The following is a 15,056-nucleotide window of genomic DNA, read 5'->3' as shown; positions in this document are numbered from 1 at the left end:
GCATTACCGCCTGTATGACAAGGCGTTTGGACAGGATCTCGCCTACTGGCGAGCCGCCTCCCCCTTATGGCGGCTGCAGCAGGCCGGCGCGCCGATGCTGGCGGTGTGCTCCAGCAAACGCGAAGAAGCATGCCGTCAGGCGCAGGGCTTTGCCAAGCGAGGCAGTGAGTTGGGTATGCAGGTCACGGTATTGCCACTGGCGTTGTCGCACGGCGAGATCAATGCGCAATTAGGCGTGCCGGGGGCCTACACCGATGCGGTGGAAACCTTCCTCCAGCGCATCGGGGCGGGACCCACGCCCTAGGCTGCCGGGCGCTGCTGACGCTGGTAGAGAAACTCCAGCACGGCGGTGCGGTAGGCATGGTAGTGCGGGTCATTGGCCAGGGCCAAACGATCGCGCGGGCGCGCCAGCTCGACCTTGACGATATCGCCCACGGTCGCAGCCGGGCCGTTGGTCATCATCACGATGCGATCGGAGAGCAGCACCGCCTCATCGACATCGTGGGTGACCATCACCACCGTGCTGTGGGTTTCGCCGACGATGCGCAGCAGTTCGTCCTGCAGGTGCGCGCGGGTCAGGGCGTCCAGCGCGCCGAAGGGTTCGTCCATCAACAGCACCTTGGGCTGCATGGCCAGGGCGCGGGCGATGCCAACACGCTGCTTCATGCCGCCAGAGATTTCATTCGGGTGCTTGTAGGTGGCGTGGCTCAGGCCCACCATGGCCAGCGCCGCTTCGGTGCGCTCCTTGAGCTGGGCCTTGCTCTCCTTGCCGGCGAAGACCTTTTCCACCGCCAGGTAGACGTTGCCGTAGCAGGTCATCCAGGGCAGCAGGCTGTGGTTCTGGAACACCACGCCACGCTCCGGGCCAGGACCGTCGATCTCGCGGCCGTTGCAGATCAGACCGCCTTCGCTGGCCTCGAGCAGGCCGGCGATCAGGTTGAGCACGGTGGATTTACCGCAACCCGAATGGCCGATCAGGGTGACGAACTCACCCTTGGCAATGCTCAGGTTGACGTCGGTGAGGGCCTGGAAGCGGCCTTTCTTGGTGTCGAAATGCTTGCCGACCTGAGTCAGCTCTACGAATTTATCCATGTTGCGGCTCCTTAGCGTGTCTGCTCAAACTGGCCTGCTTTAGCTGGCGTAGTCGAAACGTTTGGCCAGCAGCAACAGCAGTTGCTCCAAAGCCAGGCCGACCAGGCCGACGATGATGATGGCGATCAGGATGTGTTCGACGTTGAGGTTGTTCCACTCATCCCACACCCAGAAACCCAGGCCCGTGCCGCCGGTGAGCATCTCGGCAGCGACGATTACCAGCCAGGCCACGCCAATGGCCAGGCGAATGCCGGTCATCAGGTGTGGCAACACGGCGGGAAACAGGATGCGTGTGAGTACCTTGAACTCCGAGAGCTTGAGCACCCGCGCCACGTTCAGATAATCCTGCGGCACGCTGGCCACACCGGCGGCGGTGTTGAGGATGATCGGCCAGATTGAGCTGATGAAAATTACCCAGATCGACGCCGGGCCAGCCGCTTCGAACACCAGCAGACCAATCGGTAGCCAAGCCAGCGGCGAAACCGGACGCAGCAGGCTGATGATCGGCGAGAGCATGCTGGCCAAGAAAGCAAAGCGGCCGATGGCAAAGCCCAGCGGAATGCCCACCAACGCCGCCAAACCAAAGCCGATACCGACGCGGCCCAGCGAATGCAGGATATTCCAGCCGATGCCCATGTCATTCGGGCCGTTGTCATAGAAGGGGTTGGCAAACAGCTTCAGTGCCGCCGCCCAGGTACTGACTGGGCCTGGCAGACCCTCGCTTTTGCTCGCAATCAGCGCCCACACGCCAATAAACAGTGCGATGCCGAGTAATGGCGGCACAACCGCCTTGAGCAGGCTGCTCAGCGCCGTCACGCCTGGCAGCACCAGGCGTGACGCTTTGCTTGTTGGCGCAGGCAAGGGCAATGGGGTTTTCAGTGGTGCGTTCATCACGAACCTCCAATCAGGCTTTAATCGCAAAAGAGTTGGCATAGGCAGCTGGCTCGGAGCCATTCCATACGTTGCCGTCGATCAGCGTGCTGCTACGCAGCGAGCTGGCCGGCACAGGGATGTTCAACGCACTGGCGGCTTCTTTGTACAGCGCAACCTGGTTGACTCCGGCGGCGACGACGGGGTAATTCGGGTCTTCCTTGATCAGGCCCCAACGCTTGAATTGGGTCATAAACCACATGCCGTCAGAGTGATACGGGAAGTTCACCGTGCCGTTCTTGCAGAAGGCCATGGCGTGATCGTCTTTCCAGCTGTTGCCCAGGCCGTCCTCATACTGGCTGAGGAAGCGCGGCTCGATCACCTTGACCGGTGCATTGACGTAGGCCTTGCCGGAAATCAACTTGGCCGTGCTCTTACGGTTTTCCTCGCTGGCTTCGATAAACTGGCTGGCGTCCAGCACCGCCATGATCAGCGCGCGGGCCGCGTTGGCGGTATTGCTCGATAAAGGTGCGGGTGGCACCGAGGACCTTTTCCGGGTGATCCGGCCAGATCTGCTGAGTCGTGACGGCGGTGAAACCAATCTTGTCGGCAATCGCCCGCGCGCCCCAGGGCTCACCGACGCAGAAGCCGTCCATATTGCCGACGCGCATATTGGCGACCATCTGCGGTGGTGGCACGACGATGGTTTTCACATCGCTCATCGGGTTGATGCCCAGGCTCGCCAGCCAGTAATACAGCCACATGGCGTGGGTACCGGTGGGGAAAGTCTGGGCGAAAGTCAGCGGGTTTCCGCCTTTTTTCACATGCTCGGCCAGTTGTGCACCGTTGGTGACGCCGGCCTCTTTGAGCTGTTTGGAGAGGGTGATGGCCTGGCCGTTCTGATTCAGGCCCATCAGTACCGCCATATCCTTCTGCGGCCCAGCGATGCCCAGCTGCGCGCCGTACATCATGCCGTACAGCACGTGGGCGGCATCCAGCTCGCCGGTATTGAGTTTGTCGCGCACACCGGCCCAGGAGGCTTCCTTGCTCGGGGTGATAGTCAGGCCGTATTTCTCGCCAAAGCCCTGAGTGGCGGCAACCACTACTGAGGCGCAATCAGTCAGTGGAATAAAGCCGACTTTCAGCACCGCCTTTTCTGGCGCATCGGAGCCGGCGGCCCAGGCCACGCTGCGCAGCGAAGCGGGTGCGCTCAGGCCAAGGGCGGCGACACCACCTAAGGTGCCGGCGACAGCTATCGAGGTTCTCAGAAAGTTACGGCGGCTGTGCAGGCTTAGGGCCTTCGAATCACGATCAGTCATAGGTCTGTCCTCTCTGGCCGATAAAACGGCTGAAACAAAAAACGGCGTCCGCCAGGCCACCTCTAATGAGGTGACCTGACGGACGCCGTTGTCCGTGATCCGCGGCTCACCGCCGTTGGTGGGCTGCGCAGGAATCTTGTGAGGACGATAGCAAAGGGCTTGCCAGCTTTACTGGGGTACGGCGGCTGACAACCGCCAGAACCCTCTGAAGCGGGCTCGAACGAGCCTTAGGTTGGTAGGCTTAAACGCTATAAATCATAGGGTTAAGCACAGTATTAAATGTTGGTTAGAAAAAAGTTTTCTTGCCGTAATACCGTGCCATGCCGCAGACCAGCAGCGCTTTTAGTCATCTTATTGAGCCAATGTTGTGCATGGCTAAGCCGCTGCCAAGCGCTTTTGCTTCGCCTTGGTGCCGCCAGCCTAGGTGTGGATCACGCGCCACAGCCTTAGCGGGACAGCGATTTGCCCTGAGTTTCCTCGACAAACTCCTTGAGCCAGCGCAGCACTTCCACCGCCTCCCAGCGCGAGGGGTCGAACATGGCGTAGGTCAGGCCCTGGTAGCCGACCACATCCAGCTGACGGTGATAGCCGGCACGCTGCAGCAAGGCTTCGATCTCGGCAAAACAGGTGTTGAAGTGCACCCGGGAAAACGGCGTTTTGCCCTCGGTGACGATGCCTTCAAGCTGCAATTCATTGACGGTGGCCCGGACTTTTTCCAAGGGCATGCGGTTTACGCTGTGTTTCAGCTGCAGTACGTCGAGCATCTGGGTACTCCTGTTAACGCCTTGTATGGGCCCGATCTGCCGGGCGGCATGGTTGGCTGGATGGCATGACCAAGGGTAATCGAAAAACACTGTACAAATAAACAGTATTCGATAATAGTAAGCCCAAGGCCATAACCGGCACCTACTCGATCACTCGCGCCATCTGCCCGCAAAGCCAATGGCCACAGGCACTGCAGAGGAGTCACTAACAATGCAACAGATGCTGATGACAATTGTGCTGTTGGGTCTTTTGGCCGGTTGTGCGCAACCGCAGCTTGATCAACCGAGGGCCAATGGCACCTACCTGGTGATTGAGAATGGCCAGGCCTGGGCGGTGCTGGTATCCGACGGCAAGCGTGTAGAAGAGCAGGGCACGGTGGTGGATGTGATCAGGCTGCCGAGCGAGGACTCTGCCGTGGCGGCCAGTTATGTGATCGAAACGGCCAATTGCGGCCGCGTGCAGTGGCTGAGCGAACGCTCGGATGCGGCAGATGGCATGACCAATCTGATGTCGCTGCACAGCAACAATCAACTGGGGCAGAGCGGCTGTGTAATTACCAGGGGTCTGAGCAAGGTTTGGACGGTGCTGGATTACTCCGGTTGAAACGAAAGAGGGCCCCCTAAGGTGCCCTCTATCTTCTGCTTACTCGTCGGCCTTGGCCTTCTTGCCGGGTATCAGGCCATCGGCGCGGAACATCGCCTTGATCCCGCGAATCGCCTGACGGATGCGGTCCTGATTTTCGATCAAGGCAAAGCGCACATGGTCATCGCCGTAATCGCCAAAGCCGATGCCCGGGGAGACGCAGACCTTGGCCTCCAGCAGCAGCTTCTTGGCGAATTCCAGTGAACCGAGCTGGGCGTACTGCTCAGGAATTTTCGCCCAGACATACATCGAGGCTTTCGGGTTTTCGACCATCCAGCCCAGCTCGTGCAAGCCTTTGACCAGCAGGTTGCGGCGCTGGCGGTATTGCTCGGCGATATCGCGCACGCATTGCTGATCACCTTCCAGCGCGGCAATCGCCGCCACCTGCAGCGGGGTGAAGGTGCCGTAGTCGTGGTAGCTCTTAATCCGCGCCAGGGCGCTGACCAGCTCCTGGTTACCGACCATAAAGCCGATGCGCCAGCCGGCCATGTTGTAGCTCTTCGACAAGGTGAAGAACTCCACAGCAATGTCCTTGGCACCCGGCACCTGCATGATCGACGGGGCTTTCCAGCCGTCGTAGACGATATCGGCGTAGGCCAGATCGTGAATCACCAGCACGTCATATTGCTTGGCCAGGGCCACCACACGCTCGAAGAAATCCAGCTCCACACACTGTGCAGTGGGATTGGACGGGAAGCCGAGGATCATCATCTTCGGCTTGGGAATCGACTCGCGAATTGCCCGCTCCAGCTCGGCGAAGAAATCCACGCCGGGAATCAGTGGCACTGAACGCACCTGGGCACCGGCGATGACCGCGCCGTAGATATGAATCGGGTAGCTGGGGTTGGGCACCAGAACGGTGTCGCCATGGTCCAGGGTCGCCAGCATCAGGTGCGCCAGGCCTTCCTTGGAGCCAATGGTAACGATGGCCTCGCTTTCAGGGTCGATCTCCACGTCGTAGCGATCCTTGTACCAGCGCGAGATGGCGCGGCGCAGGCGCGGAATGCCGCGTGAGGTGGAGTAGCCGTGGGTGTCTTCACGCTGGGCGACCTGCACCAGTTTTTCGACGATATGCGGCGGCGTGGCACCGTCCGGGTTACCCATGCTGAAGTCGATGATGTCTTCGCCACGGCGGCGCGCGGCCATCTTCAGTTCAGCGGTGATATTGAACACGTAGGGGGGGAGTCGATCAATGCGCGCAAAGCGGCGCGAAGCTTGGTCAGCCATGCTTTCCTCGGAGACGTAAGCGCCCGGAACCGTCCGAGCGACGTTGGCCAGTGTGCTGGCCAGGCGCGAAGATAAGCGCCGCGCTGCTTTTATGTCCAGCACAGCCAGGCGTCAGCACGGCATAACAGTGGTCGAACTCAGCTGCCGAGCATGTCGTGCATGGCGATGATCTGTTCAGCCACCTGCACCAGCTTCTGCTGGCGGCTCATGGCCTGGCGACGCATCAGTGTGTAGGCCTGTTCCTCGTCGCAGCTTTTCATCTTCATCAACAGGCCCTTGGCCACTTCAATGCGCTTGCGTTCGGCCAGCTGGGCATCGCGTGCCTGCAGTTGTGCACGCAACGCCTGGTCGCTCTCGAAACGGGCCATGGCCACGTCGAGAATCGGCTGCAGGCGCTGGGCATGGATGCCCTCGACGATATAGGCGCTGACGCCGCTCTGAATCGCCTGGCGCATCACGCCGGGGTCATGCTCGTCGGTGAACATGACAATGGTGCGCGGCTGGTCGCGGCTGACCAGCACCACCTGCTCCATGACATCGCGGCTCGGTGATTCGGTATCGATCAGGATCACGTCAGGGCGTGCTGCCTCGACCCGCTCCGGCAGATCGATGGTCAGACCAGATTCATCGATGACCTCGAAGCCTGCTTCGGTCAATGCTGTTTTCAGACGGCCAACTTTCTTCGCCGTGTCGTTAATCAGCATGATACGCAGCATCTCAGCAGCTCTCCTGCAGCGCGTCAGTGGGCACATCAACCCGTGCATGCAGTGCAAAGCTGCGGGCATAGCCGACCGGGTCAGTGCCGTCCCAGATCGGGCCATCCAGCAACTGGCTGCTGCGCATGGACGCCGGTACGGCGATGCCGAGGGTGCTGGCGGCCTGCTGGTAGAGATCGAGTTGTTGCACCTGACGGGCGATAGCCAGGTAGTCCGGGTCATTACGCAGCAGACCCCAGCGGCGGAACTGGGTCATAAACCACATGGCGTCTGATAGATAAGGCATGTTCACCGCGCCCTGACCATGGAAGCGCAGTGGATGAGCGTCCAACCAGGCATGGCCGAGACCGTCCTGATAGTGGCCGAGAAAACGCGGTTGAATGGCCGACAGCGGTGCGTCTACATAATCCTGACCGCTGAGTAACTGGGCGGTGCTGCACTGGTTTTCCTCGCTCTCATCGATAAACCGACTGGCTTCCAGCACGGCCATGATCAGGGCGCGGGCGCTGTTGGGGTGCTGGCGGACAAAGGCACGGGTACAGCCCAGCACTTTCTCCGGGTGATTGGGCCAGATCGCCTGGATAGTGGTCAGGGTGCAGCCGAGGTTTTCTTCCACTGCTTTGGCAGTCCAGGGTTCGCCAACACAGAAACCGTCGATGCGTTGGGCCTTGAGGTGTTCGATCATCTGCGGCGGCGGCACGACCACGCTGTCGACATCGCGCAATGGATGAATGCCCTGGCTGGCGAGCCAGAAATACAGCCACATAGCATGGGTGCCGGTAGGGAAGGTCTGGGCGAAGGTCAGGCGTGCGGCATGCTGGTGCACATACTGGTTCAGTGCCTCACCGCTGGTCACGCCGGTGGCCTGCAGGGGCTGCGACAGGTTGATGCTCTGGCCGTTCTGGTTCAGCCCCATGAGTACAGCCATGTCGGTGGCAGGGGCGCCGCCCAGACCCAGTTGTACGCCATAGATCAAGCCGTAGAGACTGTGGGCAGCGTCCAGTTCACCGCTCAGCAGTTTATCGCGCAAGCCTGCCCATGAACGCTGCCGCTTCAGGTTTAGGGTCAGGCCATATTTTTCGGCAAAGCCCTGCGTTGCGGCGACAATCACCGATGCCGAATCGCTCAGGGCCATGAAGCCAATATTCAACACGGGCTTTTCCGGTGTATCGCTGCAGCTGATCAGGTGCTCATTCATGGTGCTTTCCTGGGCCCACACAGAAAGGTGCCGTGCCACTCGCGGCCCTCGCTTACGAGTGATACGACACCGTTGTCTTGTTGAAGCGTTTCCGCCGTTGGAAAGGCTGGTTGATGCTTAGCAATGCATATGCCACTTAGCCCTAGATACAACAAACCCCGCCGTGGCGGGGTTTGTTGTATGCGAAGTAACTCAGCGTTCCAGCATCTGCTTGACCGAGCTTTGCGGAATCTGCTGTTTGCGGCCTTCACTGTCAGTAAACTCGAGCATCCCGGTCCCTTTATCCAGGCGCGGTTTACCGTCACTGGTGAGCATCTGGCCGTCGGTGGTGCTGATGATGTATTCGCTGCTGCAGCCGGCAAGACAGGACATGCAGAGTGCAACAATGATCCAGTGCTTCATAAATAACTCCTTATGGTCTGTGGTGCGTTATTACACCCCCCATGTCAGAAAGTAGCTGCTGGCTTTTGTTGCGCAAGGCAGGCATAAAGAAAAAGCCCCGCACAAGGCGGGGCTTTTTCATTTCAGCTAACGCTTAGACCTGAACAGCAGGGATCTTGGCGTTTGCCGCTGCTTCGCGGAACTCAGCGATCTGATCGAAGCTCAGGTAGCGGTAAACGTCGGCAGCCATGCTGTCGATGTTCTTCGCGTACGCCATGTACTCCTCGACCGTCGGCAGTTTGCCGAGAATCGATGCGACTGCTGCCAGTTCGGCAGAAGCCAGGTACACGTTGGCGCCGTCACCCAGGCGGTTCGGGAAGTTACGGGTCGAGGTCGAGACGACGGTCGAGTTCGGCTCAACGCGTGCCTGGTTACCCATGCACAGCGAGCAGCCCGGCATTTCCATGCGCGCGCCAGCCTTGCCGTAAATGCCGTAGTAGCCTTCCTCGGTTAACTGATGAGCGTCCATTTTGGTCGGCGGCGACAGCCACAGACGCGTTGGCAGCTGCCCTTTGACCTGATCCAGCAGCTTGCCGGCAGCGCGGAAGTGACCGATGTTGGTCATGCACGAACCGATAAACACTTCGTCGATCTTCTCGCCCTGAACGGTCGAGAGCAGGCGGGCGTCATCCGGGTCGTTCGGTGCGCAGAGCACGGGCTCGTTGATGTCGGCCAGGTCGATTTCGATGACTTCGGCGTACTCGGCGTCCTTGTCGGCTTCCATCAGCTTCGGATCGGCCAACCAGGCTTCCATCGCTTGGGCGCGACGTTCCATGGTGCGCGCATCGCCGTAGCCTTCGCTGATCATCCAGCGCAGCAGGGTGATGTTCGAACGCAGGTACTCGGCAATCGCCTTTTCCGGCAGTTTGATGGTGCAACCGGCAGCGGAACGTTCGGCAGAGGCGTCGGACAGCTCGAACGCTTGCTCAACGGTCAGCTCGTCCAGGCCTTCGATCTCGAGGATGCGGCCGGAGAAGATGTTCTTCTTGCCTTTCTTCTCGACGGTCAGCAGGCCTTTCTGGATGGCCACGTAAGGGATGGCATGCACCAGGTCACGCAGGGTGATGCCCGGTTGCAGTTTGCCCTTGAAACGCACCAGTACCGACTCCGGCATGTCCAGCGGCATTACGCCAGTAGCTGCGGCGAAGGCAACCAGACCGGAACCGGCCGGGAAGGAGATGCCGATCGGGAAACGGGTGTGCGAGTCACCACCGGTACCGACGGTATCCGGCAGCAGCATGCGGTTCAGCCAGCTGTGGATGATGCCGTCGCCAGGACGCAGGGACACGCCGCCACGGGTGCGGATGAAATCCGGCAGGGTGTGGTGGGTGGTCACGTCGATTGGCTTCGGATAGGCCGCAGTGTGGCAGAAGGACTGCATCACCAGGTCAGCGGAGAAGCCCAGGCAGGCCAGGTCTTTCAGCTCGTCGCGGGTCATCGGGCCAGTGGTGTCCTGGGAGCCGACGGTGGTCATCTTCGGTTCGCAGTAGGTGCCCGGACGTACGCCTTTGCCTTCCGGCAGACCGCAGGCCTTGCCGACCATCTTCTGCGCCAGGGTGAAACCCTTGGTGCTGGCAGCCGGTGGCTCAGGCAGCTTGAACAGGTCGGTTGGGCCCAGGCCCAGCTCGGCACGGGCTTTCTCGGTCAGACCGCGACCGATGATCAGCGGAATACGGCCGCCAGCGCGGACTTCGTCGAGCAGTACTGGGGTCTTCATTTCGAAGGTGGTCAGTACTTCGTCGGTGCCGTGTTTGCAGACTTTGCCCGCATGTGGATAGAGGTCGATGACGTCGCCCATGTGCATATTGGAAACGTCAAACTCGATTGGCAGAGCGCCGGCGTCTTCCATGGTGTTGTAGAAGATCGGCGCGATCTTGCTGCCGAAGCAGAAACCGCCCGCGCGCTTGTTTGGCACGTAGGGGATGTCGTCGCCGAAGAACCACAGCACCGAGTTGGTGGCGGATTTACGCGAGGAACCGGTACCGACCACGTCACCGACGTAGGCGATCGGGAAGCCTTGGCCGCGCATTTCTTCGATCTGTTTCATCGGACCGATGGCGCCTTGTGCATCAGGCACGATGCCGTCACGAGCCATTTTCAGCATGGCCAGGGCGTGCAGCGGGATGTCCGGACGCGACCAGGCGTCTGGAGCAGGCGACAGGTCGTCGGTGTTGGTTTCGCCAGTAACCTTGAACACGCGCAGGCTGATCTTGTCGGCCAGGGTCGGGCGGTTCTTGAACCACTCGCCGTCAGCCCAGGATTGCAGAACGCCTTTGGCGTGAACGTTGCCGTTCTTGGCTTTTTCCGCAACGTCGTGGAAGGCGTCGAACATCAGCAGGGTGTGCTTAAGTTGTTCGGCAGTCACGGCAGCCAGTTCGCTGTCATCCAGCAGGCTGACCAATGTGGCGATGTTGTAACCGCCTTGCATGGTGCCCAGCAATTCAACAGCGTGTTGCTTGCTGATCAGTGGGGAAGTGGCTTCGCCTTTGGCAATGGCAGAGAGGAAACCGGCCTTGACGTAGGCGGCTTCGTCGACGCCTGGCGGCACGCGGTTGGTGATCAGGTCGAGCAGAAAGGCTTCTTCGCCAGTCGGCGGGTTTTTCAGCAGCTCGATCAGGCCTGCGGTTTGTTCGGCGTTCAGCGGCTGGGGCACGATACCCTGAGCGGCACGCTCTGCTACATGTTTGCGATAGGCTTCAAGCACAGTTATTACCCTCATCAGTGGTCCCAAAGGGTTGTCCGGGACGCGATCCAGAAAACATCGAACCAGGCGCTTTGTGGCTTTATGGGCCGCTCAGCCGAGGTTGCGCTGTTTTCTTGCAGAAGCTGTTTTCAAAGTTTTACGCCGGCAGGACGGGCTTGATGAGGGCTGGTGCAGACGCTTGAAGGGTGGCTCAAGGGTCGGCACCAACATCGAACCTGCAGGATTGACTGTGCTCGTGACGCTTTGAAAACAGCTTCCAACGGACGTTGCTGCCTCTAAAAGGCCGGCCGATTCTACTGGAAAGCTTTCATAAAGTTAAGCCAAAGCCCCCGCTTATCTGGGGGTGATCTGCTTTAGACAAAGGGCTAAGATGCCAGCCTGTTTTGCCAGCCACCGTACCTGCCGTTATGTCCAATCAGCGTATCAAAACCCCTTGTGTAGGCCTGTGTTCCACTGTGTACGGTGATCTGGTCTGCCGTGGCTGCAAGCGCTTTCACCATGAGGTAACGCACTGGAACGGTTATAACGACGAAGAAAAGCACGCAGTCTGGATGCGTTTGGAAGTGTTGCTGGTGCAGGTTATGACCGCCAAAGTCGAGGTTTTTGACCCGCTGTGCTTGCGCGCTCAGTTGGAGCAGCGGCAGATTCGCTTTGTAGCGCAACAATCGCCTTATTGCTGGGCCTATCAGTTGATTGCCCGCGGCGCACGGGTGATCAGTCAGCTGGAAGCCTACGGCATGGTGTTGCTACCTGAGTTTCGTGACTGGGCCTTACCAGAGTTGCGTGATGCCATTGACCGCGAATTCTTTCTGCTTTCCGAGGCGCATTACGAGCGCTACATCGCGCCGCGTTTTCTCAGTGAGGGCCTGCAAGCCCGGATATGAACCGCTGGTAATACGGAAAAGCCGCCGATGGGCGGCTTTTCCGTTGCTGGGCGGCCTTAGCGTTGGGCGACCAGGTCTTCCAGATGAGCAATGATGTCGTCTGGCTTGAGCACCAGGATGTCACTCTCCAGTGAATCGAGAATCACCTCGGCCGTGTTGCCGATCAGTGCACCGGACAGCCCGGTTCGTGCCACGGTGCCAATCACGGTGACCCCCGCATTGAGTTCGCGAGCGGTGTGCGGGATCAGTACATCGGCCGGGCCTTCGGCGACATGCAGGCGCTCATCGCTGATCTCGTATTCGGCCTGGAAGGCCTTGCATTGCTCGCGGTAGCGCGCTTCGATGGTCTCCCGCAGCTGGAAGGTCGGGTCGGCTGCCGAGAGCATGGGCGCCGGGTGTGCGCTGATCACATGCAGTTCGGCTTTGGCCAGGGCAGCGATGTCGAAACCATGGCTGACAATGCTGGTGTGCAAGGTGCGGTGTTCGCCATCGGCATTGCCAACATCGACCGCCGCCAGAATCACGCTACCGGCCCAGGGTTTATCGGTTTTCACCATCAGCACCGGGGCTGGGCAGTATCGCAGCAGTTTCCAGTCATCCGGCGTCAGTAGGGCCTTTTTCAGCGGGTTGTCGGGGAAGTGCTGCTTGATCACCAGGCCGCAGCCCTCAGCTTGCTGCACGTTGACGATGGTCTGGTGCGGGTTTTCATGCCAGGCCTGTTGACCGGAGGCGCTGAACCCTTCGCTATTGAGCAGACCAGTGAGATCGCGCAGGTAGCCGCTGTGATCACTCTTCTTGTCGCACACCAGTAAGTGCAGGTGCGACTGCGTCACCCCGGCAATTAGCTTGGCGCGTTTGAGCGCCAAGTCTTCGGCGTGATTGGGCTCCATTACCACCAGGATGCTGCGTATAGCTTGCATGATCATCTCCATGTGCAATCAGTTGAACTGCTTATCACTATAGATCGCCGTCAGTTGCCCTGTGCTTGACCAATGTCAATCCAGTGGCTGTTGGCGCGCTCATTCGTATAATGCTCGCCTATTAGCCGCACCACTCAAGCCCGCCCATTTTTGTGAATTTATGTATCTGTTAGCCGAAATCGACGAATTGCTACGCTGTTTTGCACTTCAGGCCGCGCTTTGTCCGGTAGTGGGTGTCCCGTCATGAACTTACCGGAGATTCACGAATTTCTCGGTTGCCGCACGCCGGATGCCTGGATCACCGCCGCCTTGGCTGATCAGCAGACGCTGCTGATTGACCACAAGAACTGCGAGTTCAAGGCCGCCAGCACGGCGTTGAGTTTAATGGCCAAGTACAGCACCTATGCTGACCTGCTCAACGCCATGTCGCGCCTGGCCCGTGAGGAGCTGGTGCATCACGAGCAGGTGTTGCGCATCATGAAGCGCCGCAAGATCGGCCTGCGTCCGGTGTCGGCGGCCCGTTACGCCTCGGGGCTGCGCAAAGTGGTGCGCACCCACGAGCCGCATAAGCTGGTGGATACCCTGGTGGTCGGTGCGTTTATCGAGGCGCGTAGCTGCGAGCGTTTCGAGGCTCTGGTGCCGCATCTGGATGAAGAGTTGGGTAAGTTCTACTTCGGTTTGCTGAAAAGCGAAGCGCGGCATTTTCAAAATTATCTGAAGCTGGCTTACCAATACGGCGATGCCCGTGATGTTGATCAGGCGATTGAACGGGTGAGGGCGGTGGAGCGTGAACTGATCGAGTCGCCGGACACCGAGTTTCGCTTTCACAGCGGTGTGCCGCCGCGCTAAAGCAAAAAGCGCCCAATCGGGCGCTTTTTGGGTGGGCGAGGGTGTGTTGTTTACTGCTGTACTTTCAGATCCAGCGACAGGTCGCGCGCGGCCTTGGTCGCCAGCACTCCCATCAGCTGGCTGATTTCATCCTGGCGGCTGCTGGCGCCATCGCTACCGCCGCCCATCATCACGCTCGGTACCGGTGCTTGAGCAGCCGCTTCGGCCCAGACCTTGTTGATCGCGATCAATGCATCCAGTTTGGGTTGCAGCGCGCCGTCCGCCTTGATCACCGCTTCGCGGGCATGGGCTTCAGCGTCGGCGGTGATCTTGGTGGCGTCGGCGGTGATGGCGGCCTTGTCGCGCAGCAGTTCGGCGGTTTGTTTCTCGATTTCGGCGCGGCCTTTTTCCCGCTCGGCGTTGATGATCGCCAGTTGCTTCTCGGTTTCTGCCTGGGTGGTGCGTTCAATCTGGTCGCGCAGGGTTTCCTGGCGGCGCGCTTCCACTTCCTTTTCACCGCGGGCAGTTACCAGCAGCTTCTCTTCTTCTTCCTTCAGGCGGTTCTGCCGCGCCACGGCCAGCTCAGCCAGGGCTTGCTGCACCTTTACCATGCGCTGCTTGTACTGCGGGTTGGGGTCAACGTTGGTGATGCGCGCCTCCACCACTTCCACACCGTATTTGCGGAACTGCTGCTGCTTGCGGACTGGGATGCCTTTGCTGTCCATGACCTTCTCGGTGACGAACTGACTGGCGTTGTTGTCGCCGAACACGCCCTGTTCGGTACCGGCCTGCAGGATTGCGGTTTGAGTAGGCTGGTGGCCACGCGGACCACGCACTTCCTTGCGTTTGATCAGGTACAGGCCGTCATTCAGCTGGTTTTCAAACTCAGCGGCGAACTCGCTGCGTGCGCCGGCATAGAAGTCGTCAGCGCTCATCAGCGACGCTGTGGCCTGCAGTGTTTCTTTAATGGCCGGAACCAGGGCTGTTTTGATGAAGTTCTCCGGGTTGCGATATTCCTGGGCGATTTTCAGGAATTGCTCACCCGCAGGCAGGCGGAAGCGCGCAGAAGACTCGACTTTGGCGTCAACGTTGCCGAGAAACACGATAGGGAAGGCTTCAATGGTCGCGCCGAGCGAGTCGTTGTCACTGCTGTCGTCGATGGCCAGGGCTTCGGTCAGTACCGATTGCACGCTGAGGGCTTTTTTCCAGGCGGTGGCACGGCCGAACCATTTGGTCGCGTAGCCCACATCATCGACGACCTTTTCCTCACCAAAAATGGTGCGTACGTGGGTGGCGAAACCGGCTTCGTTATAGAAGAACACGCTGTTGAAGCTGACAAAGCCCACGGCAACCAGCGCGGCGGGGGCAATGGCATATTTGAGGATGTGTTCCTTGCTGATCAACATGATCGGTCCCTGATGGCGTTTTGAGGGCGTCGATGCTGATGATC

The 15,056-nt window shown here is 59.6% G+C and carries 14 protein-coding genes and 1 pseudogene; 4 read left to right on the top strand and 11 right to left on the bottom strand.

The genetic code is table 11. The features are described from left to right. Positions 1 to 304: hypothetical protein (locus tag DBR00_RS20790; RefSeq protein ID WP_256582977.1), on the top strand; the 304-nt coding region annotated here is incomplete at its 5' end. Here the strand turns inward: DBR00_RS20790 and DBR00_RS10130 are convergent. From DBR00_RS10130 to DBR00_RS10115, 4 genes and pseudogenes are all read right to left on the bottom strand, one after another. Continuing rightward, positions 301 to 1,092 (bottom strand): ABC transporter ATP-binding protein, encoded by a 792-nt coding sequence (locus DBR00_RS10130; protein ID WP_108488301.1) that lies wholly within the window; start codon positions 1,090 to 1,092, stop codon positions 301 to 303. The genes DBR00_RS20790 and DBR00_RS10130 overlap by 4 nt on opposite strands. A 39-nt stretch (positions 1,093 to 1,131) precedes the next feature. After that, positions 1,132 to 1,983, bottom strand: a complete 852-nt coding sequence (gene ntrB, locus DBR00_RS10125) for a nitrate ABC transporter permease (RefSeq protein WP_108488300.1) — start codon at positions 1,981 to 1,983, stop codon at positions 1,132 to 1,134. Positions 1,984 to 1,996: 13 nt separating this feature from the next. Further along, positions 1,997 to 3,281: pseudogene (locus DBR00_RS10120) on the bottom strand (CmpA/NrtA family ABC transporter substrate-binding protein). A 446-nt stretch (positions 3,282 to 3,727) separates the two neighbouring features. Beyond that, positions 3,728 to 4,045 carry a transcriptional regulator gene (locus tag DBR00_RS10115; protein ID WP_108488299.1) on the bottom strand — a complete coding sequence of 106 codons (318 nt, stop codon included), beginning with the start codon at positions 4,043 to 4,045 and terminating at the stop codon, positions 3,728 to 3,730. Positions 4,046 to 4,256: 211 nt separating this feature from the next. Between DBR00_RS10115 and DBR00_RS10110 the strand changes: the two genes are divergently transcribed. Continuing rightward, entirely contained in the window at positions 4,257 to 4,649 is a 393-nt protein-coding gene (locus tag DBR00_RS10110) for a hypothetical protein (RefSeq protein ID WP_108488298.1), read from the top strand. A 39-nt stretch (positions 4,650 to 4,688) separates the two neighbouring features. Here DBR00_RS10110 and alaC read toward each other — a convergent pair whose 3' ends face one another. From alaC to acnB, 5 genes are all read right to left on the bottom strand, one after another. Continuing rightward, entirely contained in the window at positions 4,689 to 5,915 is a 1,227-nt protein-coding gene (gene alaC, locus DBR00_RS10105; RefSeq protein ID WP_108488297.1) for an alanine transaminase, read from the bottom strand. A gap of 137 nt (positions 5,916 to 6,052) precedes the next feature. Beyond that, the gene (locus DBR00_RS10100; RefSeq protein ID WP_108488296.1) at positions 6,053 to 6,631 is read right to left on the bottom strand and encodes an ANTAR domain-containing response regulator; all 579 of its coding nucleotides are present in this window, start codon (positions 6,629 to 6,631) and stop codon (positions 6,053 to 6,055) included. 1 nt (position 6,632) lies between these two features. Then, complete coding sequence (locus tag DBR00_RS10095) at positions 6,633 to 7,829, bottom strand: CmpA/NrtA family ABC transporter substrate-binding protein (RefSeq protein ID WP_108488295.1); 1,197 nt, start codon at positions 7,827 to 7,829, stop codon at positions 6,633 to 6,635. Between the two features lie 192 nt (positions 7,830 to 8,021). Beyond that, positions 8,022 to 8,231 (bottom strand): YgdI/YgdR family lipoprotein, encoded by a 210-nt coding sequence (locus DBR00_RS10090; RefSeq protein WP_108488294.1) that lies wholly within the window; start codon positions 8,229 to 8,231, stop codon positions 8,022 to 8,024. A gap of 133 nt (positions 8,232 to 8,364) precedes the next feature. Further along, entirely contained in the window at positions 8,365 to 10,974 is a 2,610-nt protein-coding gene (gene acnB / locus DBR00_RS10085; protein WP_108488293.1) for a bifunctional aconitate hydratase 2/2-methylisocitrate dehydratase, read from the bottom strand. A 407-nt stretch (positions 10,975 to 11,381) separates the two neighbouring features. Between acnB and DBR00_RS10080 the strand changes: the two genes are divergently transcribed. Further along, positions 11,382 to 11,858, top strand: coding sequence for a DUF1289 domain-containing protein (locus tag DBR00_RS10080; RefSeq protein ID WP_108488292.1), 477 nt, complete (start codon positions 11,382 to 11,384; stop codon positions 11,856 to 11,858). A gap of 56 nt (positions 11,859 to 11,914) precedes the next feature. Here DBR00_RS10080 and DBR00_RS10075 read toward each other — a convergent pair whose 3' ends face one another. Continuing rightward, positions 11,915 to 12,778 carry a universal stress protein gene (locus DBR00_RS10075; RefSeq protein WP_108488365.1) on the bottom strand — a complete coding sequence of 288 codons (864 nt, stop codon included), beginning with the start codon at positions 12,776 to 12,778 and terminating at the stop codon, positions 11,915 to 11,917. A 243-nt stretch (positions 12,779 to 13,021) separates the two neighbouring features. Between DBR00_RS10075 and DBR00_RS10070 the strand changes: the two genes are divergently transcribed. Further along, positions 13,022 to 13,627, top strand: coding sequence for a tRNA-(ms[2]io[6]A)-hydroxylase (locus DBR00_RS10070; protein WP_108488291.1), 606 nt, complete (start codon positions 13,022 to 13,024; stop codon positions 13,625 to 13,627). 50 nt (positions 13,628 to 13,677) lie between these two features. Here DBR00_RS10070 and DBR00_RS10065 read toward each other — a convergent pair whose 3' ends face one another. After that, positions 13,678 to 15,012 carry an SPFH domain-containing protein gene (locus tag DBR00_RS10065; RefSeq protein ID WP_108488290.1) on the bottom strand — a complete coding sequence of 445 codons (1,335 nt, stop codon included), beginning with the start codon at positions 15,010 to 15,012 and terminating at the stop codon, positions 13,678 to 13,680. Positions 15,013 to 15,056: the final 44 nt, after the last annotated feature.

This window comes from Pseudomonas sp. HMWF032 (assembly GCF_003060885.1).
In the GTDB taxonomy this organism is placed as follows: Bacteria; Pseudomonadota; Gammaproteobacteria; order Pseudomonadales; family Pseudomonadaceae; genus Aquipseudomonas.
The sequence above is the reverse complement of the archived record's forward strand: the minus strand, read 5'-3'. Positions and strand labels throughout refer to the sequence as shown.

Coding starts and splice junctions, on each gene's coding strand:
- DBR00_RS10130 (WP_108488301.1), bottom strand. CDS start 1,092: ATGGATAAATTCGTAGAGCTGACTCAGGTCGGCAAGCATTTCGACACC.
- ntrB (WP_108488300.1), bottom strand. CDS start 1,983: ATGAACGCACCACTGAAAACCCCATTGCCCTTGCCTGCGCCAACAAGC.
- DBR00_RS10115 (WP_108488299.1), bottom strand. CDS start 4,045: ATGCTCGACGTACTGCAGCTGAAACACAGCGTAAACCGCATGCCCTTG.
- DBR00_RS10110 (WP_108488298.1), top strand. CDS start 4,257: ATGCAACAGATGCTGATGACAATTGTGCTGTTGGGTCTTTTGGCCGGT.
- alaC (WP_108488297.1), bottom strand. CDS start 5,915: ATGGCTGACCAAGCTTCGCGCCGCTTTGCGCGCATTGATCGACTCCCC.
- DBR00_RS10100 (WP_108488296.1), bottom strand. CDS start 6,631: ATGCTGCGTATCATGCTGATTAACGACACGGCGAAGAAAGTTGGCCGT.
- DBR00_RS10095 (WP_108488295.1), bottom strand. CDS start 7,829: ATGAATGAGCACCTGATCAGCTGCAGCGATACACCGGAAAAGCCCGTG.
- DBR00_RS10090 (WP_108488294.1), bottom strand. CDS start 8,231: ATGAAGCACTGGATCATTGTTGCACTCTGCATGTCCTGTCTTGCCGGC.
- DBR00_RS10080 (WP_108488292.1), top strand. CDS start 11,382: ATGTCCAATCAGCGTATCAAAACCCCTTGTGTAGGCCTGTGTTCCACT.
- DBR00_RS10075 (WP_108488365.1), bottom strand. CDS start 12,778: ATGCAAGCTATACGCAGCATCCTGGTGGTAATGGAGCCCAATCACGCC.
- DBR00_RS10070 (WP_108488291.1), top strand. CDS start 13,022: ATGAACTTACCGGAGATTCACGAATTTCTCGGTTGCCGCACGCCGGAT.
- DBR00_RS10065 (WP_108488290.1), bottom strand. CDS start 15,012: ATGTTGATCAGCAAGGAACACATCCTCAAATATGCCATTGCCCCCGCC.